This is a genomic window from Kitasatospora sp. NPDC059408 (assembly GCF_042751525.1).
Classification (GTDB): domain Bacteria; phylum Actinomycetota; class Actinomycetes; order Streptomycetales; family Streptomycetaceae; genus Kitasatospora.
This window is the reverse complement of sequence record NZ_JBHYWI010000114.1, coordinates 1-24,551: the sequence shown is the minus strand read 5'-3', so window position 1 is coordinate 24,551 and position 24,551 is coordinate 1. Positions and strand designations below refer to the sequence as shown.

General features: G+C 75.2%; 18 protein-coding genes and 1 pseudogene. 7 read left to right on the top strand and 12 right to left on the bottom strand.

Going from position 1 to position 24,551, the window contains the following annotated elements:
• The coding region (locus ACFXDE_RS40315; protein ID WP_380499236.1) for an SWIM zinc finger family protein at positions 1-889 on the top strand (889 nt) is incomplete at its 5' end.
• 9 nt (positions 890-898) lie between these two features.
• Positions 899-2,500, top strand: coding sequence for a DUF5691 domain-containing protein (locus ACFXDE_RS40310; protein WP_380499235.1), 1,602 nt, complete (start codon positions 899-901; stop codon positions 2,498-2,500).
• A 149-nt stretch (positions 2,501-2,649) separates the two neighbouring features.
• On the opposite strand, the gene ACFXDE_RS40305 is transcribed toward ACFXDE_RS40310, so the two are convergent.
• Positions 2,650-3,057: a cobalamin B12-binding domain-containing protein gene (locus ACFXDE_RS40305; protein WP_153460947.1), complete on the bottom strand. Its 408-nt coding sequence runs from the start codon at positions 3,055-3,057 to the stop codon at positions 2,650-2,652.
• Positions 3,058-3,375: 318 nt separating this feature from the next.
• On the opposite strand from ACFXDE_RS40305, the gene ACFXDE_RS40300 reads away from it, so the two are divergent.
• A complete protein-coding gene (locus tag ACFXDE_RS40300; protein WP_380499234.1) occupies positions 3,376-4,164 on the top strand; it encodes a M23 family metallopeptidase in 789 nt (262 codons plus the stop codon).
• A gap of 46 nt (positions 4,165-4,210) precedes the next feature.
• Here the strand turns inward: ACFXDE_RS40300 and pcrA are convergent, their stop codons facing one another.
• The 3 genes from pcrA to ACFXDE_RS40285 all read right to left on the bottom strand — a co-directional run bounded on the left by pcrA (position 4,211) and on the right by ACFXDE_RS40285 (position 9,097).
• Positions 4,211-6,865, bottom strand: a complete 2,655-nt coding sequence (gene pcrA, locus ACFXDE_RS40295) for a DNA helicase PcrA (protein WP_380438971.1) — start codon at positions 6,863-6,865, stop codon at positions 4,211-4,213.
• 98 nt (positions 6,866-6,963) lie between these two features.
• Complete coding sequence (locus ACFXDE_RS40290) at positions 6,964-7,641, bottom strand: response regulator transcription factor (RefSeq protein WP_329927624.1); 678 nt, start codon at positions 7,639-7,641, stop codon at positions 6,964-6,966.
• Positions 7,634-9,097 (bottom strand): PspC domain-containing protein, encoded by a 1,464-nt coding sequence (locus ACFXDE_RS40285; protein ID WP_380499233.1) that lies wholly within the window; start codon positions 9,095-9,097, stop codon positions 7,634-7,636. The genes ACFXDE_RS40290 and ACFXDE_RS40285 overlap by 8 nt, the downstream gene beginning before the upstream one ends.
• Before the next feature lie 133 nt (positions 9,098-9,230).
• Here ACFXDE_RS40285 and ACFXDE_RS40280 point away from each other — a divergent pair, with 133 nt between their 5' ends.
• The gene (locus ACFXDE_RS40280) at positions 9,231-10,742 is read left to right on the top strand and encodes a PspC domain-containing protein (protein ID WP_380499232.1); all 1,512 of its coding nucleotides are present in this window, start codon (positions 9,231-9,233) and stop codon (positions 10,740-10,742) included.
• Complete coding sequence (locus tag ACFXDE_RS40275) at positions 10,739-10,948, top strand: hypothetical protein (protein WP_380438963.1); 210 nt, start codon at positions 10,739-10,741, stop codon at positions 10,946-10,948. Before ACFXDE_RS40280 ends, ACFXDE_RS40275 begins: the two co-directional genes overlap by 4 nt.
• Positions 10,949-10,963: 15 nt before the next feature.
• Here ACFXDE_RS40275 and ACFXDE_RS40270 read toward each other — a convergent pair whose 3' ends face one another.
• The 7 genes from ACFXDE_RS40270 to ACFXDE_RS40240 all read right to left on the bottom strand — a co-directional run bounded on the left by ACFXDE_RS40270 (position 10,964) and on the right by ACFXDE_RS40240 (position 23,397).
• Positions 10,964-11,989: a Rieske 2Fe-2S domain-containing protein gene (locus ACFXDE_RS40270; RefSeq protein ID WP_380499231.1), complete on the bottom strand. Its 1,026-nt coding sequence runs from the start codon at positions 11,987-11,989 to the stop codon at positions 10,964-10,966.
• Positions 11,990-12,193: 204 nt separating this feature from the next.
• Positions 12,194-13,789: a glutamine-hydrolyzing GMP synthase gene (guaA, locus tag ACFXDE_RS40265; RefSeq protein ID WP_380438959.1), complete on the bottom strand. Its 1,596-nt coding sequence runs from the start codon at positions 13,787-13,789 to the stop codon at positions 12,194-12,196.
• Between the two features lie 1,061 nt (positions 13,790-14,850).
• Positions 14,851-16,452 carry a hypothetical protein gene (locus ACFXDE_RS40260; protein ID WP_380499230.1) on the bottom strand — a complete coding sequence of 534 codons (1,602 nt, stop codon included), beginning with the start codon at positions 16,450-16,452 and terminating at the stop codon, positions 14,851-14,853.
• A 257-nt stretch (positions 16,453-16,709) separates the two neighbouring features.
• Complete coding sequence (locus ACFXDE_RS40255; protein ID WP_380435976.1) at positions 16,710-18,500, bottom strand: GMC oxidoreductase; 1,791 nt, start codon at positions 18,498-18,500, stop codon at positions 16,710-16,712.
• A gap of 70 nt (positions 18,501-18,570) precedes the next feature.
• Positions 18,571-20,214, bottom strand: a complete 1,644-nt coding sequence (locus ACFXDE_RS40250) for a succinic semialdehyde dehydrogenase (protein ID WP_380435974.1) — start codon at positions 20,212-20,214, stop codon at positions 18,571-18,573.
• 102 nt (positions 20,215-20,316) lie between these two features.
• The gene (locus tag ACFXDE_RS40245; RefSeq protein ID WP_380499229.1) at positions 20,317-22,146 is read right to left on the bottom strand and encodes a serine/threonine-protein kinase; all 1,830 of its coding nucleotides are present in this window, start codon (positions 22,144-22,146) and stop codon (positions 20,317-20,319) included.
• A 159-nt stretch (positions 22,147-22,305) separates the two neighbouring features.
• On the bottom strand, positions 22,306-23,397 hold the full coding sequence (locus ACFXDE_RS40240) for a protein kinase (RefSeq protein ID WP_380499228.1): 1,092 nt from the start codon (positions 23,395-23,397) through the stop codon (positions 22,306-22,308).
• A 57-nt stretch (positions 23,398-23,454) separates the two neighbouring features.
• Here ACFXDE_RS40240 and ACFXDE_RS40235 point away from each other — a divergent pair, with 57 nt between their 5' ends.
• Together ACFXDE_RS40235 and ACFXDE_RS40230 are read left to right on the top strand one after the other, a co-directional pair.
• A complete protein-coding gene (locus ACFXDE_RS40235) occupies positions 23,455-23,640 on the top strand; it encodes a hypothetical protein (protein WP_380499227.1) in 186 nt (61 codons plus the stop codon).
• 53 nt (positions 23,641-23,693) lie between these two features.
• Positions 23,694-24,107 carry a hypothetical protein gene (locus ACFXDE_RS40230; protein ID WP_380499226.1) on the top strand — a complete coding sequence of 138 codons (414 nt, stop codon included), beginning with the start codon at positions 23,694-23,696 and terminating at the stop codon, positions 24,105-24,107.
• On the opposite strand, the pseudogene ACFXDE_RS40225 reads toward ACFXDE_RS40230, so the two are convergent.
• A pseudogene (locus tag ACFXDE_RS40225) lies at positions 24,017-24,551 on the bottom strand (hypothetical protein); the annotation flags it as partial. The gene ACFXDE_RS40230 and the pseudogene ACFXDE_RS40225 overlap by 91 nt on opposite strands.

The window sequence follows — 24,551 nt, the reverse complement described above, 5'->3', positions numbered from 1 at the left end:
GCTGCGGCTGCGGCTCGCCGACGGGATCCGGCACGGCCTGGCCGACCGGTCCGCCGCCGGTCCGTGGGAGGAGGTGGCGGCGCGGATGGTCGACGCCCAGGCGCCGGGCCTCGCCGCCCGGGTCCGCGAGCTGGACGGCCTCCCGCAGGAGCGGCTCCTGGAGGAGTACGCGATGCTCCACCTGCTCGCCACCGCCGCCACCCGGCTCGACGAGCTGCCCACCGGGCTGGCGGCGACGGTGCGGACGAGGGTCGGCTACACCACCGACGCCGCCGAACTGCTCGCCGGGCCCACGGTCCGGGACCGCTGGCTCGTCCTCGGCACCCGGACCGCGCCCATGGGCGAGGGAGGGGACGACCGGCTCACCACCCGCCGGCTCTGGCTGCGCGGCGCCAAGACCGGCCGCCCGGCCCTGCTGCTCGCCTTCGGCCGCCCCGGCCAGGCCCCCGACCTCGCCCTGCCCACCGGCCACGCGCTGGAGGCCGAGCTCGCCTTCCACCCCGGCGCCCGTCCGCTGCGCGCCGCCCTCGGCACCCGGTACGGCGCCCCCGCGCCCGGCCCGGCCGCCCCGCCGGACGGCCTGTCCGTCGCCGAGGCGGTGGCCGGCTACGGCACCGCCGTCGCCGACGACCCGTGGCTGGACGCCTGGCCCACCGTCCTCACCGGCGTCGTCCCCGTCCTCACCCCGGACGGCTGGCGCCTGACGGACGGCCACCACACCGTCCCCGTCCGCCCCGCGGCCGTCCCGGAGGCCGCCCTGTGGCGCCTGGCCGCCGTGTCCACCGGCCGCCCGCTCACCGTCTTCGGCGAGTACGGCCACCAGGGCTTCGCCCCGGTCACCGCCTGGCCCGGCGACGACCACCGCCCCATAGGCCTGACCACCGTCTAGGAGCAGAACATGACGACCACCCAGGACCCGTGGGAAACCCTCCACACCACCGCCCTCCTCGGCACCGACCGCCGCCCGCTCCCCGACACCGCCCTGCCCCTCGGCGGGTCCGTGGACCGGGACGACCCGGCCACCGCCCTGCTGGAGCTCGCCGCGCTCGCGACCGTCCGGCGCCGCGCGGGCGCCCTGCCCGTCCCGGCCGTGGAGCCGCCGGACCCGCCCGCCCCGCAGGACGGCCGCCCCGAGCTGCCCCCTGCGGCGGCCCGGCGGCTCGCCGTCCTGCTCGCCGGCCGCACCACCGGCGGCACCACCGGCGGCACCGGCACCCTCGCCAACCTCACCGAGCTGCTGCCGCAGTGGCTCGCCGCCGCCCGCGAGCGGGGCCTGCGCCCGCCGGCCGCCCTGGTGCCCGCCCTGCTCGACGCCTCCCGGGCCCGCAGCGAACTGCGCCAGGACGGCGTCGCCCTGGCCGGTCCCCTCGGCCGCTGGCTGGCCGTGCGGAACCCGGACTGGCGCTACGTCCTGCGCACCACGCCGCCCGGCGCGCCGCCGCAGCCCGCGGACGACCGCCTGTGGCACGAGGGCCTGTTCGCCGAGCGCGTCACCCACCTCACGCTGCTGCGCCGCCGCGATCCGGCGGCCGGCCTCGCCCTGCTGCGGAGCACGTGGCCGACCGAGCGCGCCGAGGACCGGCTGCTCTTCCTGGACGCCCTCCAGGACGGCCTCTCCCCCGAGGACGAGCCGTTCCTGGAGGCCGCCCTCGGCGACCGCAGCAAGAACGTCCGGGCGACGGCCGCCGAGCTGCTCTCCACCCTCCCCGGCTCCGCGCTCGCCCGGCGGATGGCCGTCCGCGCCACCGCCGCCGTCCGCCTCGCCGATCCGGGCACACACCTGCTGGTCACCCCGCCCGCCGAGTGCGACGCGGCCATGGAGCGCGACGGCATACCCCCCAAGTCACCGACCGGGCGCGGCGAACGGGCCTGGTGGTTCGGCGAGGTGGTCGCGGCGGCGCCGCTCGCCACCTGGCCCGAGACGACGGGCCTGACGCCGGACCAGCTGCTCGCCCTGCGGGTCGGCGACAGCATCGACGAGACCAGCAGCAGCTGGGCCGACGACCTCCGCGAGGCCTGGGCCCGCGCCGCCGTCCGCCAGCACGATCCCGACTGGGCCCGCGCGCTGCTCGGCCCGGCGCCCGTCCCGCCCGTCCGCGGCGCGGGCCGGGCGCGGGCGCCGCGGGCCACCGGCGCACCCGCCAAGCTGCTGTCCGTCCTGCCGCCCGCCGAACGGGCCGCCTGGACGGCCGCGTTCATCGAGGTGCACGGCCTGGGCGAGGCCTTCCAGCTGCTCGGCGCGTGCGCCACGCCGTGGACGCCGCCGCTGTCCACCGCGGTCGTCACCGCACTGTCCCGCACCGCCGCCTCCGGGGCGTACCCGTGGAGCCACAGCGGCGTGCTCGGGATGACGGAGCGCGCGCTGGCCCCGGAGACGGCCGGCGCCGTCGAGGAGCTGGCCGCCGGCACCACACCGGACTCGGCGTGGGCCGAGACCTTCGCCCGCCTCGCCGGGACGCTCCGCTTCCGGGAGGCGATGCTCGCCGAGCTCGGGGCGTGAGCCCGGCTCGGGGCCTGAGCCCGGCCCGGCGCCTGAGCCCGGCCCGGCGCGTGAGCCCGGCTTCGGGGCCTGAGTCGAGCCCCGGGCACGAGAAAGCGGGCCGGCCCCGCCCGGGGACCGGCCCGCTCACCCGACGATGAGGGCGGAGATCAGCCCGCCGCGCGGAGGTTGGCCTCGACCCAGGCGACGACGTCCCGGGTCGGGGTGCCTGGGGTGAAGATGTCCGCGACGCCCATCGCCTTCAGCTCGGCGATGTCCTCGTCCGGGATGATCCCGCCGCAGAACACCTTGATGTCGGCCGCGTCGCGCTCCTTCAGCAGCTCCAGCACCCGCGCGCACAGCGTCATGTGGGCGCCCGAGAGGATCGACAGGCCGATGCCGTCCGCGTCCTCCTGGATCGCGGTGTCCACGACCTGCTCGGGCGTCTGGTGCAGCCCGGTGTAGATGACCTCCATGCCGGCGTCGCGCAGGGCGCGCGCGATGACCTTGGCGCCGCGGTCGTGACCGTCCAGCCCCGGCTTGGCCACCACCACACGGATCGGCCCTGACACACCCATGACTGCCTCCTGGACCTCGTCGTCCACCAACCCACCCGGCCTCGTGGGCCGTGGGCGCGTTAACGGTCAATAACCAACCTGAGGGGAGGTTAGCGCCACCCGGGCCGGTTGGCCGTGCCACCCCTCAAGAGGAGGGCAAAATCACAGGCCCACCCCTTCCTACCAGTGGGTATACCCACCTCCGGGCAATCGCACGGACCCCCGCGCGACCTCTTGACAAGCGGAGGTTTTTCGGGGGCACGGAACGTACGGATACAGTCACGCCTGTTTTCCCTCGCCCGACGACGTGACCGAGGCCCACCGAGGAGGCAGCCCCCGATGGCTCCCGACGCAGCCGCCCGTCCGACCCGTGCGGAGCTGCGCGTCGCCGCCCGGGAGCAGTCCCGCGCGCAGCGGCGCGGCGCCGCCAAGGCGGCCACCCGGGCCGCGCTGTTCCGGGTCGCGGTGCCGTCGGTGGCCGCGCTCGGGGTCGCCGCGGCCGCGGCGATCACGGTGGTGCAGGACGAGGCCGGCCGGGTGCCCCCGCAGGCGACGGCGGCCGACGCCCCCGACAGCACCGCCGCCACGGCGACCAAGGTCACCGCCCAGCAGGCCGTCGCGGCCGGCGGCGACCACTCCCAGGCCTCGCGCGGCGACGCCCGCCAGCCGCTGACCGGCGCCCAGCCGACGGACGCCCCGACCGCCCAGCCGACGCCGCCGCCCGCCCAGCAGCCGAAGGTCGTCATGCCGGTCGCCCAGCACGGCCTCGGCGAACTGTTCGGCGCGGCCGGCACCCACTGGGCCAACCGCCACACCGGCATCGACTTCCCGGTGGACGGCGGCTCCGAGGTCTACGCCGTCGCCGACGGCACGATCCGCACGCAGTGGAACCCGTTCTACGGCTACATGTCGATACTGAAGATGAACGACGGCACCGAGGCCTGGTTCTGCCACCTGCGCGGCTACAAGGTCCGCAAGGGCCCGGTGAAGCAGGGCGACCTCATCGCCTTCGTCGGCAGCAGCGGCAACAGCACCGGCCCGCACCTGCACTTCGAGATCCGGCCGCCGGGCAGCGGGCCGGTCGACCCGCTGCCGTGGTTCCTCTCGAACGGCCTGGACCCGCGCTAGCGGGCCGGGCCGGCCCGAAGGGCCCGGGCCTGCCAGCGCGGTGGCACTAGAGCTTCTCCACCGGCGCGTAGCGCAGGAGCAGCTGCTTGCGCCCCTCCGTGCCGAAGTCCACCGTGGCCTGGGCCCGGTCGCCGACACCCGTGACGGTGACCACCGTGCCCAGCCCGAAGGTGTCGTGGGTGACCCGGTCCCCGACCGCGAGCGAGACGGCCTCGCGCTCCACGACCTTGCCCGAGCGCCGCGCCGACTGCCCCCAGCCCGCCTTCGGCGAGGCCGAGGCCGACGAGCCCGCCCGCGAACCGCCGCCCCCGGAGGAGGACTTGCCCCACGAGGAGCCCGAGGAGAAGCCCCGCGCGGCCGGCGCCTGCGCCGCCCCCGTCCGCTTCCACTCCACCAGGTTCTCCGGGATCTCCTCCAGGAACCGCGAGGCCGGGTTGTACGCGGGCTGCCCCCACGCGCTGCGCAGCACCGAGCGGGTCAGGTAGAGCCGCTCGCGCGCCCGGGTCAGCCCGACGTACGCGAGGCGGCGCTCCTCCTCCAGCTCCTTGACCTGGTTGAGGGCCCGCATGTGCGGGAAGATCCCGTCCTCCATGCCGGTCAGGAAGACCACCGGGAACTCCAGGCCCTTGGCGGTGTGCAGGGTCATCATCGTGATGACGCCCCGGCCCTCCTCGTCCTCGTCCGGACTTCCTCCTTCGGTCCCGTACTGCTTCGCATCCGGGATCTGGTCTGAGTCGGCGACCAGCGCGACCCGCTCCAGGAAGTCGGCCAGCGAGCCGACCGGCGGCGCGCCGTCCTCGCCGGCGTCCGGCCGCTCGCCCGGGTCCTGCTCGTACTCCAGGGCGACGGAGGCGAGTTCCTGCAGGTTCTCCACCCGGGTCTCGTCCTGCGGGTCGGTGGAGGACTGGAGCTCGGCCAGGTAGCCGGTCTCCTCCAGGACGGCCTCCAGCACCGCCGCCGGGCCCGCGCCCGACTCGACGACCTGGCGCAGCCCGGCCATCAGGGTGTTGAACTTCTTGACCGCGTTGGCCGAGCGCGCGGCCATCCCGTACGCCTCGTCGACCCGCAGCAGCGCCTGGGGGAAGGAGATCCGCTCCCGCGAGGAGAGCGCGTCGATCATCGCCTCGGCCCGCTCGCCGATGCCGCGCTTGGGCACGTTGAGGATCCGGCGCAGCGGCACGGTGTCCTCGGGGTTGGAGAGCACCCGCAGGTACGCGAGGACGTCCCGGACCTCCTTGCGCTCGTAGAAGCGCACCCCGCCGACGACCTTGTACGGCAGGCCGACCCGGATGAACACCTCCTCGAACACGCGGGACTGGGCGTTGGTGCGGTAGAAGATCGCGACGTCGCCGGGCTTGGCCTCGCCCTTGTCGGTGAGCCGGTCGATCTCGTCGGCGATGAACTGGGCCTCGCCGTGCTCGTCGTCGGCGACGTAGCCGACGACCTTCTCGCCGTGGTCCCCGGCCGTCCAGAGCTTCTTCTCGCGCCGGTTGGCGTTGCGCTCGATGACGGCGTTGGCGGCGCTCAGGATCGTCTGCGTGGAGCGGTAGTTCTGCTCCAGCAGGATCGTCGTCGCGTTCGGGTAGTCCTCCTCGAACTGGAGGATGTTGCGGATGGTCGCGCCGCGGAAGGCGTAGATCGACTGGTCCGCGTCACCGACGACGCACAGCTCGGCGGGCGGCACCTCGGCGAGGTGCGCGGCGGCCGGGTTCACGAACTCCCCGTCCACGGTGCGCTTGGGCGCGGCGGCGACGGAGCCGCCGCTCAGCTCCCGGACCAGCATGTACTGGGCGTGGTTGGTGTCCTGGTACTCGTCGACCAGGATGTGCCGGAAGCGCCGGCGGTAGTGCTCGGCGACGTCGGGGAAGGCCTGGAGCAGGTTCACCGTCGTCATGATGATGTCGTCGAAGTCGAGCGCGTTGGCCTCGCGCAGCCGCCGCTGGTAGAGCGCGTACGCCTCGGCGAGCTTCTTCTCCATCGGGTTGGCGGCCTGGTCGGCGAAGGTCTCCTCGTCGATCAGCTCGTTCTTGAGGTTGCTGACCTTCGCCGTGAAGGACTTCGGCGGGAACTGCTTGGGGTCCAGGTCGAGGTCGCGGCAGACCAGCGACATCAGCCGCTGGGAGTCGGCCGAGTCGTAGATCGAGAAACTGGACGTGAAGCCCAGCACCTTGGACTCGCGGCGCAGGATCCGCACGCACGCGCTGTGGAAGGTGGAGACCCACATGGCCCGGGCGCGCGGGCCGACCAGCTGCTCGACGCGCTCGCGCATCTCGCCGGCGGCCTTGTTGGTGAAGGTGATCGCCAGGATCTCGCCCGGCTGCACGCCGCGGGCGCCGAGCAGGTGGGCGATGCGGTGGGTGAGCACCCGGGTCTTGCCGGAGCCGGCGCCGGCCACGATGAGCAGCGGCGAGCCGGCGTGCAGGACGGCCTCGCGCTGGGGGTCGTTCATGCCCTCCAGCAGCTGGGCCGGGTCGACCACCGTCCGGGCGGCGCCGTTGCGGTACCAGGCGTCGCGCTCGGCCGCGGCGGCGTGGTCCGTGTGGAAGAGCCCCTCCGGGATCGCCTCCTCGTACGCGTCGTACGGGACGTCGTCCTCGAACGGCGGGGGCTCCTCGTCGAGGGGAGTGGCGGCGGGCTGCTTCGACCCGGCGGCGGGGGCCTCGAAACCGGGGAGCGGGAGGTCGTCAAAGAGGCTACTCATGGCACTCCGAGTCTATGGCCCCGCACCGACAAGCCCGCCCGGCCCGGGCAGACCCATCGGTGCGGGGCCGGGGGCGGACGGGCTCGTGCGGACGGTGCTCAGACCAGGCGGCGCGCGGTGGCCCAGCGGGTGAGCTCGTGCCGGTTGCTCAGCTGGAGCTTGCGCAGGACGGCGGAGACGTGGCTCTCGACCGTCTTCACCGAGATGAACAGTTGCTTGGCGATCTCCTTGTACGCGTACCCGCGCGCGATCAGCCGCAGCACCTCGCGCTCGCGCTGGGTGAGGCGGTCGAGGTCCTCGTCGACCGGCGGGGTGTCGGTGGCCGCGAACGCGTCCAGGACGAAGCCCGCGAGCCGGGGCGAGAACACCGCGTCGCCGTCGGCGATCCGGAAGATCGCGTTGACCAGGTCGTTCCCCGTGATCGTCTTGGTGACGTAGCCGCGCGCACCGCCGCGGATGACGCCGATGACGTCCTCGGCCGCGTCCGACACCGACAGCGCGAGGAACTTCACCGACTGCTCGCCGGTCATCACCCCCGCCGAGCGCCGCAGCACCTCGACGCCGCCGCCACCGGGCAGGTGGACGTCGAGCAGCACGACGTCCGGCCGGGTCTCGGCGACGACGCGGACCGCCGACTCGACGTCGTCCGCCTCCCCGACCACGTCGATGCCGGTCTCCGCGGTGCGCCCGATCTCGGCCCTGACCCCGGTCCGGAACATCCGGTGGTCGTCCACCAGCACGACGCGAGCGGTGCGCTCCGGCGCTGCCTCAGTCATTCGTTCTCTCCATCTCCAGCTCGACCTCGGTGCCGCCGTCCGGCGCGGGCCGCACCCGGGCGGTGCCGCCGTTGCGCTTCATCCGGCCGATGATCGACTCCCGTACGCCCATCCGGTCCTCGGGCACCGTGTCGGGGTCGAAGCCGGGGCCGTGATCGCGCACGAACACCGACACCGTCCTCCCCTCGACCTCCGCGTACACCTGGACCGGTCCCCCGCCACCGTACTTGGCCGCGTTGACGGTCGCCTCCCTCGCGGCCTGCATCTGTGCCGCGATCTTCTCGTCCATCGGGCAGTCGCCGACGATCACGAGCTCGACCGGGACGCCGTGCCGGTCCTCGACCTCGGCGACGACCGAGCGCAGGGTCTCCGCCATCGTCTCCGGCGCGGCCTCGGCGGCGGCCTCCGGGCGGTACAGCCACAGCCGCAGCTCGCGCTCCTGCGAGCGGGCCAGCCGCAGCACCTCCTTGGGGTCCTCGGCCCGGCGCTGGATCAGGGTCAGGGTGTGCAGCACCGAGTCGTGGATGTGCGCCGCGATCTCGGCGCGCTCCTGGGCGCGGATGCGGGCGGTCCGCTCGGCCCCGAGGTCCTGCCAGAGCCGCAGTCCGTACGGGCCGAGCAGCACGAGCACGCCGGCGAGCACCGCGATCGAGGCCTCGATGACCGAGCCGAGCGTCGAGTCGCTGGTCTGCATCGCGAGCAGGGCGATCGTGCCGGCCACCGCGAGCAGGACGCCCGCGCCGACCCGGGTGTAGGCGCCGCGCCGCTTCTCCCCCTCCTCCAGGCCGAACCAACGCTGCCAGCGCGAGTCGTCGGCCTGCCGCCACACCAGCGCGACGCCGACGCCGATCGCCAGCAGCGGCCAGGTGTACGGCTTGGCGGTCTGCCAGCCGAGGACGTTGAGCAGCGCGATCACGCCGATGACGACCATGACCAGCGCGGCGAGCTGGCCGAGGCCGCCCTTGGCCGGGCGGGCGGAGGCCTCGCCCTCGGTGGCGGCGGCGGTCTGCACGACCGGCTCGCCCTGCAGGGCGTGCTGGAGCAGTTCGCGCAGCCGGCCGACCCAGCCGGTGCCGGCCCCCGGTTTGGTCAGCGGAGCGCTCGGCCCCTGCCACTGCGCGGCGGGCACGAACGTGCCGTTGACGTACACCCAGTGCGCGCCGCGCCGCGAGGGCTCGCCGATGCCGATCGGCACCACGAACCAGAACGCCGCGTACAGCAGCCCGCCGATCCCCTGCGCGAAGAACAGCAGCACGAACGCCAGCCGCACCCACCGCACCGGCAGCCCGAGGTGCACCGCGAGGCCGTGCGCGACGCCGCCGAGCATCCGCCCGTGCGGGCTGCGGTAGAGCCGGCGGTAGGGCGGACGGCCGCCGTCGGACGCGTTCGGGTCGCCGCCCGACGGCGGCGGGGCGTCGGGGGCGAGGGGACGGGGATCGGTACCGGGTGCTGCCACGCCACCGATGGTTCCACGCGGGCGCCCGCGGGCGCATCAGGGTGGGTCCCTACCGCTTATCAGGGACAAGTCAGGGTGCGGACAGGGCTGGTACCGGTTGGGCCCGGCGGCCCGGCCCGGGAGGATGGTGCCCATGACCGAGGAGCACCGCATCCAGGACGCCGGGCCCGCCGCCCCGCCGGAACCCGACCGCCCGCCGCTGACCCGGGCCGAGCACCACCGCGTGGTGGCTGGCGTCTGCGGCGGCCTCGGGCGCCACCTGGACATCGACCCGGTGGTCTTCCGCGTCGTCACCGTCGTGCTCTGCCTCTCCGGCGGGCTCGGCCTGTTCCTGTACGGCCTGGCCTGGCTGGTCGTCCCGACCGAGGGCTCGCCGGACGGCCGGGGCGCCGGCCGCGGCGGGCGCACCGAGCTCCAGCGGGTGCTCACCGGCCGGGTGGACGGCCAGTCGGTCGGCGCGGTGCTCCTGACCGTCATCGGCACCGGGGTGTTCTTCTCCTCGATGGGCGACGGCGACCAGATGCTCCCGCTGCTGCTGCTCGCCGGGCTGGTCTTCCTGGCGGTGCGCTACGACCCGGAGCGCCGCAAGGCCCGGGCCCGCGGACGCCGCCGCGGCGGCCCGTACGACCGCTACTTCCCCGAGGCCGAGGCACCCGGCTCCCCGTACGTCTGGCCCCGGCAGGACGTGCCGCAGGACGAGTCGGCCCGCGCCCGGCACGCCGCCATGGGGGTCCCCCCGGCCGAAGGCTGGGGGAGCGCCGCCGGCACCGTCCCCGCGGACACCCCCGCCCCCGGCCCCACCGGCTACCTGTGGGACCCGCGCCACCCGGAGCGGAACCCGTACGGCACCACGGCCACGCCGCCCAGGAGCGGCGCGCCGAAGACCGGCGCCACGCCCCCGTACGGCACCCCGGTGCCCCCGCCCGGCACGCCGTCCCAGCCGTGGTGGCAGCGCACCGACCTGCCGGAGGGGGATCCGCTGCGCAAGGCGGGCCCCGCGGCGCCGCCGAAGCCGACCGTGGTCCGTCACCCGAAGGAACGCTCGGCGCTCGGCTTCTTCGGATTCCTGCTGGCGATCGGCGCGGGCGCCGCGGTCTGGTCCGCCACCGTCGGCCACAACAGCATCACCGTGGTGAGCTCGACCGTCCTGGCCACCGCCCTGCTGGTGGTCGGTCTGACCCTGCTGGTCGGCGCGAAGTTCGGCCGGGCCCGCAAGCTGGCCGCGATCGGCCTGCTGCTCACCCTGGGCCTGGCCTTCGTCGGCCGCTCGCCGAACTCGCTGCAGAACGCCTTCGGCGACCGCACCTGGACGGTCGCCTCGGCGTCCCAGCTCAAGGAGAAGTACGGCCTCGGGGCCGGCCAGGCCCGGCTCGACCTGAGCGCGCTCGACCCGGCCGGGGCCGAGCTCTCCAGCCGGGTGGAGATGGGCGCGGGCGACCTGACGGTCGTGGTGCCCTCCGACGTCACCGTCAACGTGGTCACCCAGATGGCGCTCGGCAGCATCAGCGTCCCCGGCAGCGACGGGAACGACAGCACCGGCCGCCACACCTACGAGATCCACCCCGGCACCGACCGGCCGTCCAAGGGCACGCTCGACCTCATGCTGGAGGTCGGACTCGGCAACATCAAGGTGGTCCAGAAGTGAGGAAGCACCGGATCGACCTGTTCTCGCTGATCGCGGGCGCGCTGTTCACCGTGATCGCGGTGGTCTACCTGGTCGCGGCGGTCAACGACCAGTCGGTGAACGGACGGATCGTCATCCCCGTCACCTTCATCGTGCTCGGCGCCGGCGGCCTGGCCGGCGCGGTCGCGGCGGTGGCCCGCCGCGGCCGGTCCGACGACGGGGACTAGCCACTGCCCGGCGGCTCAGCTCTGCTGCGGGCCGAGGTTCAGCTTGTCGCCGCTCTTCGTGACGGTGTACTTCGCGAGCGGCTTGGTGGCCGGACCGTTGACCACCGCGCCGGTGGCCGCGTCGAACCGCGAGCCGTGGCACGGGCAGTACAGCTGGCCGTTCTTGGGGGCGTCCACCGCGCAGCCGGAGTGCGTGCAGACCGACGAGAGGCCGCAGTACTGGCCCGCCTTGGGCTGGACGATGTAGACGGCGTCGCCCGTCGCCGGGTCCTTGACCTGGGCCGAGCCGCCGACCGGCACGCTCGCGGCGGCCACCGAGGGGGCCGGCCCGGGGGGCGCGGAAGGGGCCGCGACCGGGGCGGCGGACTGCTTCGGCGCCGCCGCCTTGTCCCGCCCGAAGGTCCGGGTGAGCGAGCCGGTCAGCAGCCCGGCGCCGCCGATCGCGACGGCGGCGATCCCGCCGTCCATCAGGGCCCGGCGCCGCACGTGCTCCTCGCCCAGCCCGCGCTCGCGGTCCCGCCCGGCGCGCCGGGCGAGGTAGCCGTCCACCGAGAGCTCCGGGGTGCCGGCCAGCAGGAGCGGCGTCCACGCCAGCAGGTAGACCAGGTCGTTGCCGAGGTAGTACGGCGAGACGTTCCAGCTGACGGTCAGCCACAGGCTCAGGCTGATCGCCGCGCCGCCGAGCGCCGCCACCCGGCCCCACAGGCCGAGCAGCGTGCCGAGGCCGACGGCCAGCTCGCCGAAGGCCACGAGGAGCGCGAACAGGGTCGGCGCGTCCAGCGCGGGGCCGAGCAGGAAGGAGACGGGGCTGGCGGCCCGGACGGCCTGCGTCTGCGAGACGAACGACGCCGGATCGCCGGCCCCGGCCAGGTAGTGCGCGTCGGACAGCTTGTCGAGGGCCGCGTAGACGAAGGTGACGCCGAGGAAGAGCCGCAGCGGCAGCATCGCGAACCGGGTCGCGAACGCCCGCCGCTGGGCCGCCCGGTCCGCCCGTCCGGCCGCGCCCCCGCCGACCGCCACGGAGTTGCCAGCCTCCGACATGCCTCACACCTTCCCTCGCGGCCTGCCGCTCCTGACAGGTCCGGTCCGCATTCTGCCCGCTCGTGAACGCTTTCGGTGGGAGGTCCACCTCACGCGGACCCCCCGGAACCGCCGACGGCCGCGCCGTCGCCCCCTCTCAAGGGAACGACGGCGCGGCCGTTCAGGCTCCGGTCCGGCGTCGTACACCCGGGCCGGCGGGAGTGCCTACTCCCACTCGATGGTGCCCGGCGGCTTGCTGGTGACGTCCACGACGACGCGGTTCACGTCGCGGACCTCGTTGGTGATGCGGGTCGAGATGCGGGCCAGCACGTCGTACGGCAGGCGCGACCAGTCCGCGGTCATGGCGTCCTCGGAGGACACCGGACGCAGCACGATCGGGTGACCGTAGGTGCGGCCGTCGCCCTGCACGCCCACGCTGCGCACGTCGGCGAGCAGCACGACCGGGCACTGCCAGATCTCGCGGTCCAGGCCGGCCGCGGTCAGCTCCTCGCGGGCGATGGCGTCGGCCTCGCGCAGCAGGTCCAGGCGCTCCTCGGTGACCTCGCCGACGATGCGGATGCCGAGGCCCGGGCCCGGGAACGGCTGGCGCTGGACGATCTCCTCCGGCAGGCCCAGCTCCTGGCCGACCATCCGGACCTCGTCCTTGAACAGCTTGCGCAGCGGCTCGACCAGCTGGAACTGGAGGTCCTCGGGCAGGCCGCCGACGTTGTGGTGGGACTTGATGTTGGCGGTGCCGGTGCCGCCGCCGGACTCCACGACGTCCGGGTACAGGGTGCCCTGGACCAGGAAGTCGACCGACTCGCCCTGCTCGCCGGCCTCGGCGATGATCTCGGCCTGGGCCTGCTCGAAGACCCGGATGAACTCGCGGCCGATGATCTTGCGCTTCTCCTCGGGGTCGGTGACCCCCTTCAGCGCGTCCAGGAAGCGCTCGGCCGCGTCGACGACCTTCAGCTGCACGCCGGTGGCCGCGACGAAGTCCTTCTCGACCTGCTCGGTCTCGCCCTTGCGCATCAGGCCGTGGTCGACGTAGACGCAGGTCAGCTGGTCGCCGATGGCCTTGTTGACCAGGGCCGCGGCGACCGCGGAGTCCACGCCGCCGGACAGGCCGCAGATCGCGCGCTTGGTGCCGACCTGCGCGCGGATCAGCGCGACCTGCTCCTCGACGACGTTGCCCGTCGTCCAGGTCGGGGCGAGGCCGGCGCCGCGGTAGAGGAAGTGCTCCAGGATCTGCTGGCCGTGGTCGGAGTGCAGCACCTCGGGGTGGTACTGGACGCCGTAGAGCCGGGCCTCGTCGTTCTCGAAGGCCGCGACCGGCACCACGTCGGTGGAGGCGGTGACGGTGAAGCCCTCGGGCGCCGCGGAGCAGGCGTCGCCGTGCGACATCCACACCGAGTGCTTCGCCGGGACGCCCTCGAACAGGGTGGAGCCGGAGCGGCTGACGGTCAGCGGGGTGCGGCCGTACTCGCGGGCGCCGCTGTTGTCGACGGTGCCACCGAGCGTCTTGGCCATCAGCTGGAAGCCGTAGCACATGCCGAACACCGGGACGCCGGCCTCGAAGATCGCACGGTCGAGCTGCGGCGCGCCCTCCTCGTAGACCGAGGACGGGCCGCCGGACAGGATGATCGCCTTCGGGTTCTTGGCGAGCATCTCGGCGACCGGCATGGAGCTCGGCACGATCTCGCTGTAGACCCGGGCCTCACGCACCCGGCGGGCGATGAGCTGGGCGTACTGGGCACCGAAGTCGACGACCAGCACGGTGTCGGTCTCAGGTACGGACTGGACGGGAATTGCAGCGGACACAGACGGCCTTCCGGCAGCGGTATCGAGGGTGTCGCTCGGCACGCGTCCCGGGCAGGGGCCACGACGGCGACGGGTGGGGGTGTCTGAGCCCGATTCTACCGGGCTGCCCGGTTTCACTCGTCTGCACGTCCAAGCGGCCGTGACCGGACGGGCCGGCGGTTCGTTGCTTCACACGACGTGCGACCGCGCCGCGCCCGCCAGACGCGCCGCCTCCGCCCCGGGCGCGGGGCGCCGCCGCGCGTCACGCAGGACCACGCGTGGAGCTCCATTCCAGTCCACCGGCGCACGTGGCGCCGCCGTCGTTCCGGCCAGACCGGGCGCGGCGCGCCGTGGGACCGTGCGCGGGTGCCGCGGCCGGCCAGCAGGGGACAGCGACCCCGGCCGCGACTGGACCGCGAGGTGGGGCGGCCGGCCCCGGGGACGCCCGGGGCCGGCCGCTGCACCCCGGCACGACCCCCGGGCGCGCGCCCGGGGGCGCACACCACTCACCGTTGCGCGCCGCTACGCGCGTCCCCGTGCGCCGCAATCGACCGAACCACTACGCACCGTGATCATCACCGCGGCGAAGCGGAGCTCGTCGTCACAAAATGGACCGGGCCGAAGTGTGCCGAACCGGTTGCAGAGCGAGCCCTCCGTCCAGCACGATGCTCCGTGGAAGCGGTTCTCCCGGCGGCCTACGGCCCACTGTGGAGTCCGGGACCGCTGCCGCCGCGACCTGGGGCGGCAACGGTCGCCACCTCACGCTCCGTGATCGAGAGTCCGGCGCAGGACTGCGCGCCGACCCGACGCACCGCGAGCGTGCGCGCCCCCCGCGCCGCCGGCCACCCACGCCGGAGCCGCACCGGGCGCGGCCCCGAAGCCAACCGAATGACGGCGCTCCTCCCCCGGCGCCGTCACCTCCAGCACCGGCGCAGCCCTGACGCCGCGTGCTGAGCGACAAAGGGCCCCGTTCCCCCGCGGGGCCCTTTGCCCTTTCCGGCGCCGGCCTCTCCGGCCCCGGCCTTTCCGGCGCCGACCGGTCCCGCCCGACCTGCCGGGGCCCCGACCTGCCGGGATCCGCGCTACGGGTGGTCGCGCCAGACGCTCGGGTCGACCCTGCCTTCGCCGTCCCGGGGCCCCGCGAGCCGGTCGTCCGCCCCGCCCGTCGGCCCCGACGGCCCTTCGGACGAACCGATCACGTCGCTCACCCCCGCCTCCGGCCGGTACGGCTCGGGCTCCCCGGCGGCGATCCCGTACCCGGGCCCGACCTGGTCGTACCCGTCCGGCGGACCCTGCGGCGGCACGGCGCCCGCGTACGGGACGGCGGCCGCGCCCCGCCCGCCCGTCGCGCTGGCCAGCAGCGGCGGCAGCGCCAGCGCGCCGATCGCCGCCCAGATCACGTTGGCCGCGAGCAGCGAACCGAAGACCAGGCTCACCGAGTAGCCGGCGGTGGCCGGGTCGGAGCGCGTCCCGCCGCTGCCGAAGCCCGTGGTCGCGGCGCCGGAGAACACCATGAGCAGGGTCAGCCCGACCGCGTACACCACCGCCAGCCGGATCCGGTCGGCCGCGTCGAGCCGACGGCGGTGGGCCGTCCAGGCCAGCAGGACCACCGAGGCGACGGCCAGCAGGCCGGCGAAGCGCCAGGCGCCGCTCTCGCCGTGCAGGTCGAAGAACGAGAACTCCTGGAAGCCCGGGTAGCCGCCCCGCCCGCCGCCCCAGTCCGGCCCCCGGGAGGCGGGCCCGCCCTCGGCGCGGAACGTCGCCCCCGAGCCGATGCCGATCAGCATCAGCCCGAGGTTGGGCAGGAAGGCCGACGACACCGCGGTCTGCCAGCCCTCGCTGTTGGCCGCGACCAGGACGAACGCCACCAGCGAGGCCGTGCCGACCAGCAGCGCGAGCACCTGGCCGGCTGCCAGCCCCGCCACCGCCCAGCCGCGGATCGTCCGGTTGCGCCAGGCCGCCCAGCGCAGCGCGTCGGTGCCGTACACGGCGAACGCGACCAGCCCGGCGAGCAGGGCGCTCCAGCCGACCGCCTGCGGCCAGCCGGCCTCCGCGGTGTAGGTGATCGCCGACGAGCGGCCGAACCCGGTGGGGTTGCCGGGCAGGTAGGGGCTCCAGTCCGCCCCGGCGAGCAGGCCGACCAGCAGCGTCACGCCGGCCGCGACCAGCGCGGTGCGCAGCGCCTCGCCGGCCGCCTGGCCGCGCGTCATCTGCTCGGCCGTGCGGGCCTGCCGGCGGCGGGAGAGCGTCCGCAGGCCGAGCCAGAGGGCGAGCAGCCACAGCACGGTGACGGTCAGTGGGAGCACCCGCGCCGTGAAGCCGAAGTCGGTGTCGGTGCCCCGCCAGTGGATCGCGTAGGAGAGCTTGAACGGGGCGCCGAGCGCGCCGAGCGCCATCGCGAGGGCGGCGCCGTAGCGGTCGCCGAACCCGGGCATCTGGACCAGGGTGGCGGATTCGTTGTAGTCGCTCGGGATCGCCGCGACCAGCGCGGCGACCAGCAGGACGACGGTCGGTGCGAGGAGCGCGAGGAGCGCCGGGCGCCAGTCCATGCCGGTCAGCCCGCGCAGCACGGGCGACTGCCCGGCAGCCGGGTCGTACGGCCGCCCGGCGCCCCAGGTGCCCGGCGCGGGCGCGTAGCCGGGCGGCGCGGGCGCGTACCCGGGCGGCGGGGGCGGCGGCACCACGGGCGGGGCGGCCGGCGGGCTGCTCGGCGGACCGGCCGGCGGTGGGGGCGGTGGCGGTGGCGCGGACGGCCGTCCGCACGCGGCACAGGCCCGCGCCCCCTCCACCGAAGCCGCACCGCACGATGCGCAGATGGCCATGAACCGCGTTCCCCCCGCTCGACGAGTCCCTGGTCCCCCAGGACGCCCGTTTATCCCATCGGATCCGAACGGATGTCAACCGGCTTCCAGCCCCGGCGTGTTGGCCGCGCAGCCGAGCGTCAGCCGCGCTTCTTCGGCACCTCCGGGACGGCCAGCAGCGGCAGCCGCAGCGCCCCGAACGCGTCCTTCGGCACGGCCGGGCGCACCGGCGCGACGGCCGCGGTGCGGCGGTACTCCGCGCCCTGCTCCGGCCGCGGGTCGGCCTCGCCCTTGTTGGGCCACATCGACATCGCGCGCTCGGCCTGCGCGGTGATCGTCAGCGACGGGTTGACGCCGAGGTTGGCGGAGACCGCCGCGCCGTCCACGACGCTGATCCCCGGGTGGCCGTAGAGCCGGTGGTACGGGTCGACCACGCCGGTCTCGGCGGTGTCGCCGATCGGGCAGCCGCCGAGGAAGTGGGCGGTCATCGGGATGTCGAAGATCTCGCCCACGGTGCTGCCGGCGAAGCCGTTGATCTCCGCGGCGAGCGCCTGGGCGCCCTTCTCGGCGGCCGGGATCCAGGTCGGGTTGGGCGCGCCGTGGCCCTGGGCGGAGGTCAGCCGGGCCTTGCCGAGCAGGTCCTTCTTCAGCGAGACGGTGATCGAGTTGTCCAGCGACTGCATCACCAGGCCGATGATCGTCTTCTCCGACCAGCGGCGCTGGTTCATCGAGCGCGCGAAGGTCACCGGGTGACTCACCGAGTTGCCCAGGTAGCGCAGCCAGCGCGGGGCCCGACCACCGCCCGCGACCTGGGCGATCGACAGCGCGCCCATCGCGTTCGAGCCCTTGCCGTAGCGCACCGGCTCGATGTGGGTGTTCGCGTCCGGGTGGATCGAGGAGGTGATCGCGACGCCCTTGGTGAAGTCCGCGCGGCTGCCGTAGCGCCGGTCGGTGGTCTGCGCGCCCACCAGCGCCTCGGAGTTGGTCCGGGTCAGCTCGCCGAGCCGGGCCGAGAGCCGGGGCAGGTGGCCGTCCGCACGCATCCGGTGCAGCAGCGACTGGGTGCCGTAGGTGCCGGCCGCGACCACGACCCGGGCGGCGGTGATGGTCCGCGCGCCCGCCTTGACCCGGTCCGTCTTCGAGCGCGAGTCGGTGCGGCGCACGTCCACCGCGTAGCCCTCGCCCTGCTCCCGGATCCGGGCCACCGTGGTCAGCGGGTGGATCTCCGCGCCGCCCTGCTCGGCCAGGTACAGGTAGTTCTCGGTGAGCATGTTCTTGGCGCCGTGCCGGCACCCGGTCATGCACTCGCCGCACTCCACGCAGGCCTTGCGGGCCGGGCCGGCTCCGCCGAAGTACGGGTCGGCGACCTCCTCGCCGGGCGCGGCCTTGGCCGTGCCGTCGGTGTCCTTGCCGTCCCCGAAGAAGACCCCGACCGGCGCCATGTGGAAGGTGTCCCCGACGCCCATCTTCTCGGCCGCCGCCTTGAGGTGGACGTCGGACGGCGTGACGGTCGGATTGAGCCGGACCCCGAGCATCCGCTGCGCCTGGTCGTAGAACGGCGCCAACTCCGCCTGCCAGTCGGTGATGTGGCGCCACTGGCGGTCCTCGAAGAACGCCTTCGGCGGCACGTACAGGGTGTTGGCGTAGTTCAGCGAGCCGCCGCCGACCCCGGCGCCGGCCAGGATCAGCACGTTGGCCAGCAGGTGGATCCGCTGGATGCCGTACAGGCCCAGCTGCGGCGCCCACAGGTAGTTCGGCAGGTCCCAGGAGTTCCGGGGCAGTTCGTCGCGGTCGAAGCGCCGCCCGGCCTCCAGGACGGCCACCCGGTAGCCCTTCTCGGTCAGCCGCAGCGCGGCGACCGAACCGCCGAAGCCGGAGCCGACCACGACCACGTCGTAGTCGAACTCGCCCTGTTCCGGGGACCCCGCCATCTGCCACTGCTCCCTTAGCCGTCCGAATCCGCCCGCACCGCCCACCGGCCGGGCCCCACCACAGCCCCGCCTACTTGAGGCGCAGCGCCTTCAGCACCCGCAGCCCGCCGGTGAACACCGCCGCGAACTGCCGGTCGTCGAGCCCGAGCGAGGGCGCGAGCGGGAGCAGCCGCTGGGTCGCGATGGTCTGGGCCTCGGTGAACCGCAGGATGCCCTCCGCGCCGTGCCGCCGGCCGAGCCCGGAGTCCCCCATCCCGCCCATCGGCGAGCCGACCGAGCCGTAGGCGGCGGCGTACGCCTCGTTGACGTTGACGGTGCCGGTGCGCAGCCGGGCCGCGACCGCCCGGCCGCGGCGCGGGTTCCTGGTCCAGACGCTGGAGTTGAGGCCGTACGGGGTGGCGTTGGCGGCGGCCACCGCCTCGTCGTCGGTGTCGAAGCGGTAGACGGAGACGACCGGGCCGAAGGTCTCCTCGCCGCAGACCGCCATCTCCGGCGTGACGCCGTCGAGGATGGTCGGCTCGTAGAAGAACGGGCCGAGGTCGGGCCGGGCGCGGCCGCCGGCCAGCACGGTGGCGCCGGCCTTGACGGCCTCCTCGACGTGGCGGGTGGTGGTGTCCAGTTGGCGGGCCGAGACCAGCGAGCCCATGTCGGCGCCGTACGCGAGACCGCCGCCCAGGCGCAGGGCCCGGGTGCGCTCGGCGAACTTCTCCAGGAAGGCGTCGGCGACCGAACGGTGGACCATGAGGCGCTCGATGGAGATGCAGAGCTGACCGGCGGAGGAGAAGCAGGCCCGCACGGCGCCGGCCGCGGCCCGGTCGAGGTCCGCGTCGGCGAGCACCAGCATGGCGTTCTTGCCGCCGAGTTCGAGCGAGGCGCCGATCAGCCGGGCGGCGGCGCGCTGGGCGACGTCGCGGCCGGTGCGGGTGGAGCCGGTGAAGGAGACGTAGTCCGCGTGCTCGACCACGGCCGGGCCGATCACCGGTCCGTCGCCGATCACGACCTGCCACAGGTCGGCCGGCAGCCCGGCCTCGACGAGCAGTTCGCGGGCCCACAGCGCGGTGAGCGCGGTCTGCGTGTCGGGCTTGTTGACGACGGCGTTGCCGGCCACGAAGGCGGGCAGGGCGTCGCCGACGGACAGCTCCAGCGGGTAGTTCCACGGCGAGACGTGGCCGATCACGCCCTTGGGGCGGCGGGCCTCGATCGCCTGGGTGAGCACCGGCAGCGCGCCGCCGTGCCGCTTGTCGCGCAGGTACCCGTGCGCGGCGCGCCCGTAGTGCCGGGCGGCCATGGCGACGGCGAGCACCTCCTCGAAGGCGTGCAGCCGGGCCTTGCCGGTCTCGGCCTGGATCAGGTCCAGGACCTCGTCCTGCCGCTTGAGCAGCAGGTCGTGGAAGCGCAGCAGGACGGCGGCGCGGCGGCGTACGGGCAGCGCGGCCCAGGCCGACTGGGCGCGGCGGGCCAGCTGGAAGGCGACCTCGACGTCGGCCGGGGTGGACTGCGGCAGGCTCGCCAGCCGCTCACCGGTCAGCGGGGCGACGGTCTCCACCACGCTGGGCTCGCCGGTCGCGGTGACGCCGCCGGCCAGCCGGGCGACCAGGGACGGCGGGACGGCCCCGGCGACGGTCCGGCCGCCGCCCGGAGCGGCCGGGTTGCCGCCCGCGGGGGCGGCGTCGGGACGTCCGGTGGCCACTGCATCTGCTGTGAGGTCCGACATACGGCGCAGCCTAGGCGCTCGGCGCCCGGCGCGGTACCCGTCGGTAACAACAATCTGCCGCACTCGGGCGAAAGCGGGCGCTCCGCCCGGACGGCGCCGTGGTCAGCGGGTGGGCGTGAAGCTGTTGAGCACCGTCGTGAAGCGCTGGAGGGCCTCGTTCCAGTCGTTGCCCTTCTCCGGGCTGGACGAGTAGATCGCGTAGGCGGTGCCGTCGTCGTCGATGAACTCGGTCTCGACCGCGCGGCGGCGGCCGCCCTCCTTGGCCGCGTAGCTGAACTCCCAGACGGCCGCCTCGTGGCCGTTCACCGCGGTGCTCGCCATCCGGTGCTGCTTGTAGTCCTTCTGCGCCTTGGAGACGCTGGCCTCCATCTCCCGCATGTGCTCCAGCGGCTTCACCGACTGCCCGACGGTGACGGCGAACTGCAGGTAGTGCACCTTGCCGTCGGGGCTGTAGAAGATCTGGTTGTTGTCGCTCCCGAGGATGCGCTGCCAGGCCGGGGACGCGGACGGCAGCACGAAGCGGAACCCGGCCGGGTCCTCCACCCACTGGTAGCCGGCGGGCACCGGCCCGCCGCTCGCCGATCCGGTCGGCACCGGCACGGCCGAGGTGGTCACGGCGGGCGTCGACGGGTCGTCGGCGGGGCCGGCGTCGGAGCCGACGACGTGCCGGGTGGCGAAGAAGGTGCCCGCGGCGGCGACCAGGCCGACGGCCACCGCGATGCCGACGACCTTCGCCAGGCTGCGGCGCCTGGCCGGTCCGCGCGCGGGCGCGATGGTGTGCGGCACCGGCGCGACGGGCCCGGTGGGCGCCCCCGCGGCGATCGGCGCGCCCGGCTGGGCGCCCACGGCGGGAGCGTGCGCCGCGGCCACGGCGCCACCGGCCGGAGCGTGCGCCGCGGTGACGGCCGTCTCCGACGATCGGGCCCCGGCCGGCTCCCCGGCGGTGTCCGGCTCGATGCCGGTGTCCGTACCGGCGTCACCGGCGTCACCGGCGTCGGCCGCGGCCCCGCCGGTCGTGTCGCTCCGGTCCACGACGGGCACCGACATCGTCGGCGTCCGGACCGGCGCGACCGCCTTCAGGCCGACCGTGTGCCCGGCCTGCACCTCGGCGAGCATCCGGGCCGCCTCGTCCGCGGTCGGCCGCTCGGCCGGGTCCTTGGCCATCAGCGCGGCCAGCACCGGCCCGAGCGGCCCGGCCCGGCGCGGCTCCGGCAGCGGATCGCCCACGACCGCGGCCAGCGTGGTGATCGGCGAGGTCCGGCGGAACGGCGACTGCCCCTCGACGGCCGCGTACAGCGTCGCGCCGAGGCCCCACAGGTCGGAGGCCGGCCCGGGCCGCTCGCCCTGGGCGCGCTCGGGCGCGAGGTAGTCCGGCGAGCCGACGAGGTCGCCCGGCCGGGTCAGCTCGGCGGAGCCCTCGAACTTCGCGATCCCGAAGTCCAGCAGGACGACCCGGCCGGTGCCGCGCTCCAGCAGCACGTTGGCCGGCTTGACGTCCCGGTGCAGCACGCCCAGCTGGTGCCCGCGGTGCAGCGCGGCCAGCACCTGGCTGCCGACCTCGGCGGCGGCGCGCGGCTGGAGGGTGCCGTCCTGGCTGATCACGTCGGCCAGCGAGCGGCCGTCGACCAGCTCCATGACGATCCACGGCCGGCCGTCCTGCTCCAGCACGTCGTGCACGGTGATGACGCCGGGGTGCTTGATCCGGGCCGCCGCGCTCGCCTCGCGCTTCATCCGGGCGTGCAGGATCTCCAGCTCGTCCTCGGGGAGGTGGTTGACGGTCAGTTCCTTGACCGCGACCTCACGGTCCAGCATCCGGTCCCAGGCCCGCCAGACCGTGCCCATGCCGCCGCGGCCGAGCCGATCGCCCAGCTCGTACCGCCCGGCCAGCAGCCGCTCCGTCTCGGCCGTCTCCGGCCGGTCCTGCACGCCCATCGGCGACCGCTCCCCCTCGCTTCGGCTGCCGTCAGTGCGACGGAGGGCCTGGTGCAGACCACTGTTCGAACAAATCCCACGCACACATTAGGCCCACCTCGCCGACCCGGGTAATCTCCCCGGTCCGCCGCGTCCGCGAACCGCGGCCGGGCCGGGCCGTCAGCCCGCGAACATCACCACGGCGACCACCCCCAGCACGAGCAGCAGGAAGACGCCTCCGACCAGCACCGGCCCCAGCAGGGCCGGGGGTATCCGGGGCGGCTTGCCCCCGTCCGTCCCCGCCCCGCGGCCGGCGGACGGCACGGCGGCGCTCCGGCCGCGCCCGCGCGCGGACTTCACCAGCGGACCGGCCGGCCGCAGCACGACCTCCCGGGCCGCCCGCTCGCCGTCGGCCGGCTCCGGCGCGCCCGCCAGCAGCACCGCCAGCTCCCGGCGGACCTCGTCGGCGGTCGGCCGCAGCGCCGGATCGGGCTGGAGCAGCCGCTCGACGAGCGGCGCCAGCGGCCCGCAGGAGGCGGACGGCTCGCGCCGCCCGTCCCGGACCGCCGTCACCAGCTCCGGCACCCCGCCCTCGGGGTAGGGCGAACGCCCGGTCAGCAGCCGCTGCAGCAGCACCCCGAGCGCCCAGCAGTCCCCGGCCGGGCCGCCGTCCAGCGGCCAGCGCTCCGCCACCGGGCCGACCAGGGTGGCCCGCACCTCGTAGCGGCGGCGACCGCCGGGCCCGCCGAGGTCCTCGGCCAGCGCCTCCTCGGCCACCCCGGACAACAGTCCGCCGAGCATCGCCGCGCCGTCCTCGCAGACCAGCACCGACTCGGCGGTCAGGTTGCCGTGGCTGAGCCCGGCCTCGTGCAGCGAGCGCAGCGCGCCCGCCAGGTCCGCCGCCAGCTCGGCCGCCCGGTAGGGCGGCAACGGCCCGGCGGCGGCGAGTTCGGCCAGCGGGACGCCGGCCGGCCGCTCCTCGACCGTCCACAGCAGCTCCCCGTCGACGAACGCCCCGACCCCGCGCAGCAGCCGCGGGTGCCAGGCCGGCGCCGTCGAGCCGACCGCTCCGACCCGCCGGACCAGCCGGTCGGCCTGCGGCGGCGTGCCGTCCTCCGGATCGTGGCCGCCGGTCAGCAGCGCGGGCAGCTCCAGGGCGCGCAGCAGCACCGACTCGCCGGTGCCCTCGTCCACCGCGGTCGCCCGCAGCGCCTCCGGACGGTCCGTCAGCCGGTAACGCCCCGCCAGCACCTGCCCAGGGCCCGCTCGCATGCCAGTTCCTCTCGCTCACCGAGCAGCCTACTGAGCGGCTCTCCCGGGCTCGGCCCCGTGGACCGGACCGATCTGATCGACACCGCGTTCCGGGTCGCCGGCAACGGCGGCCGGGCGACGCGGGCCGAGGCCGTGCGCACGGTCGAGGCGGCCGTGATCGACGGTGAGCGGCCCGTCGCCTCCACCCCGACCACTTCCGCGAGGGCGCGCTGGTCCCGACCACCTACCGGCTGCTCTTCCTGAAGGACGGGAAACCGCCGGTACCGGTTCCGCTTGCCGCCGTCACCGACCCGACCATGACGCGGACCGGGCTCGACGGCGACGCCCTGACGATCATCGCCCCGACCGGCCCCCACGGCTTCGAGGACGCGGCCGGGGCCGGGGAGTTCACCGAGCGGATCAGGACCGCCGCGCGGGCCGCGCGGGCCACCCCGCAGGCGGCCGCCTCCCTGGCCAAGGCGCCGCCCGACCCCGCCCCCGAGGAGCTCCGCGCGGGCGGGCGACCGCTGGACCGGCTGGAGCGGTCGGCCGCCCCGCACCGCTCCGGGGCGCTCACCGACCAGGAGTTCGCCAGGGCCGAGGAGCGCCTGCCCGGCCGACCGGCCCGACGCCCGCCGGGTTACGGCGCGGGCTGGAAGCTGGCGAACGCCTCGTCCCTGGCCTGGGAGTTGGCCGGGGCCGCCCAGTCGGCGTCCGGCGTGGTCCAGTAGATCGCGTAGCCGTACTTGGCCGGGCTGCCGGTCACGAAGCCGCGGTTGAGCGAGTGCATCCTCGGCGTGCCGTTGGTCCACTCCCAGTCGGCCGCGTTGCTCCACTGCCGGTAGCCGACGGCCGCGAGGTTGACCCGCTGGTAGTTGGTCACCTGCGCGCGCAGGCCGGGCTCGGCCTCCTGCCAGTCCGCCAGCGCGCTCGGGTCGGGGCTGGTGGTCCACTCGATCCGCAGCGTGCTGCCGTTGCCCTGGAAGGTCCGGCGGGTGGCCTCCGAGCCGCTCTGCTGGAGCCAGTCCGGCAGCACGACCGAGAAGCCGGTCGGGTCCTTGTACAGGTGGTACCCGGCCGGCACCGCGCCGGCCGGGGCCGGCTGGGCCGCGCCCGGCGCGGCGGCCGGGGGCGGGGTCGGAGTCGGGGTGGGCGTCGCCGCCGGGGCGGGCGCC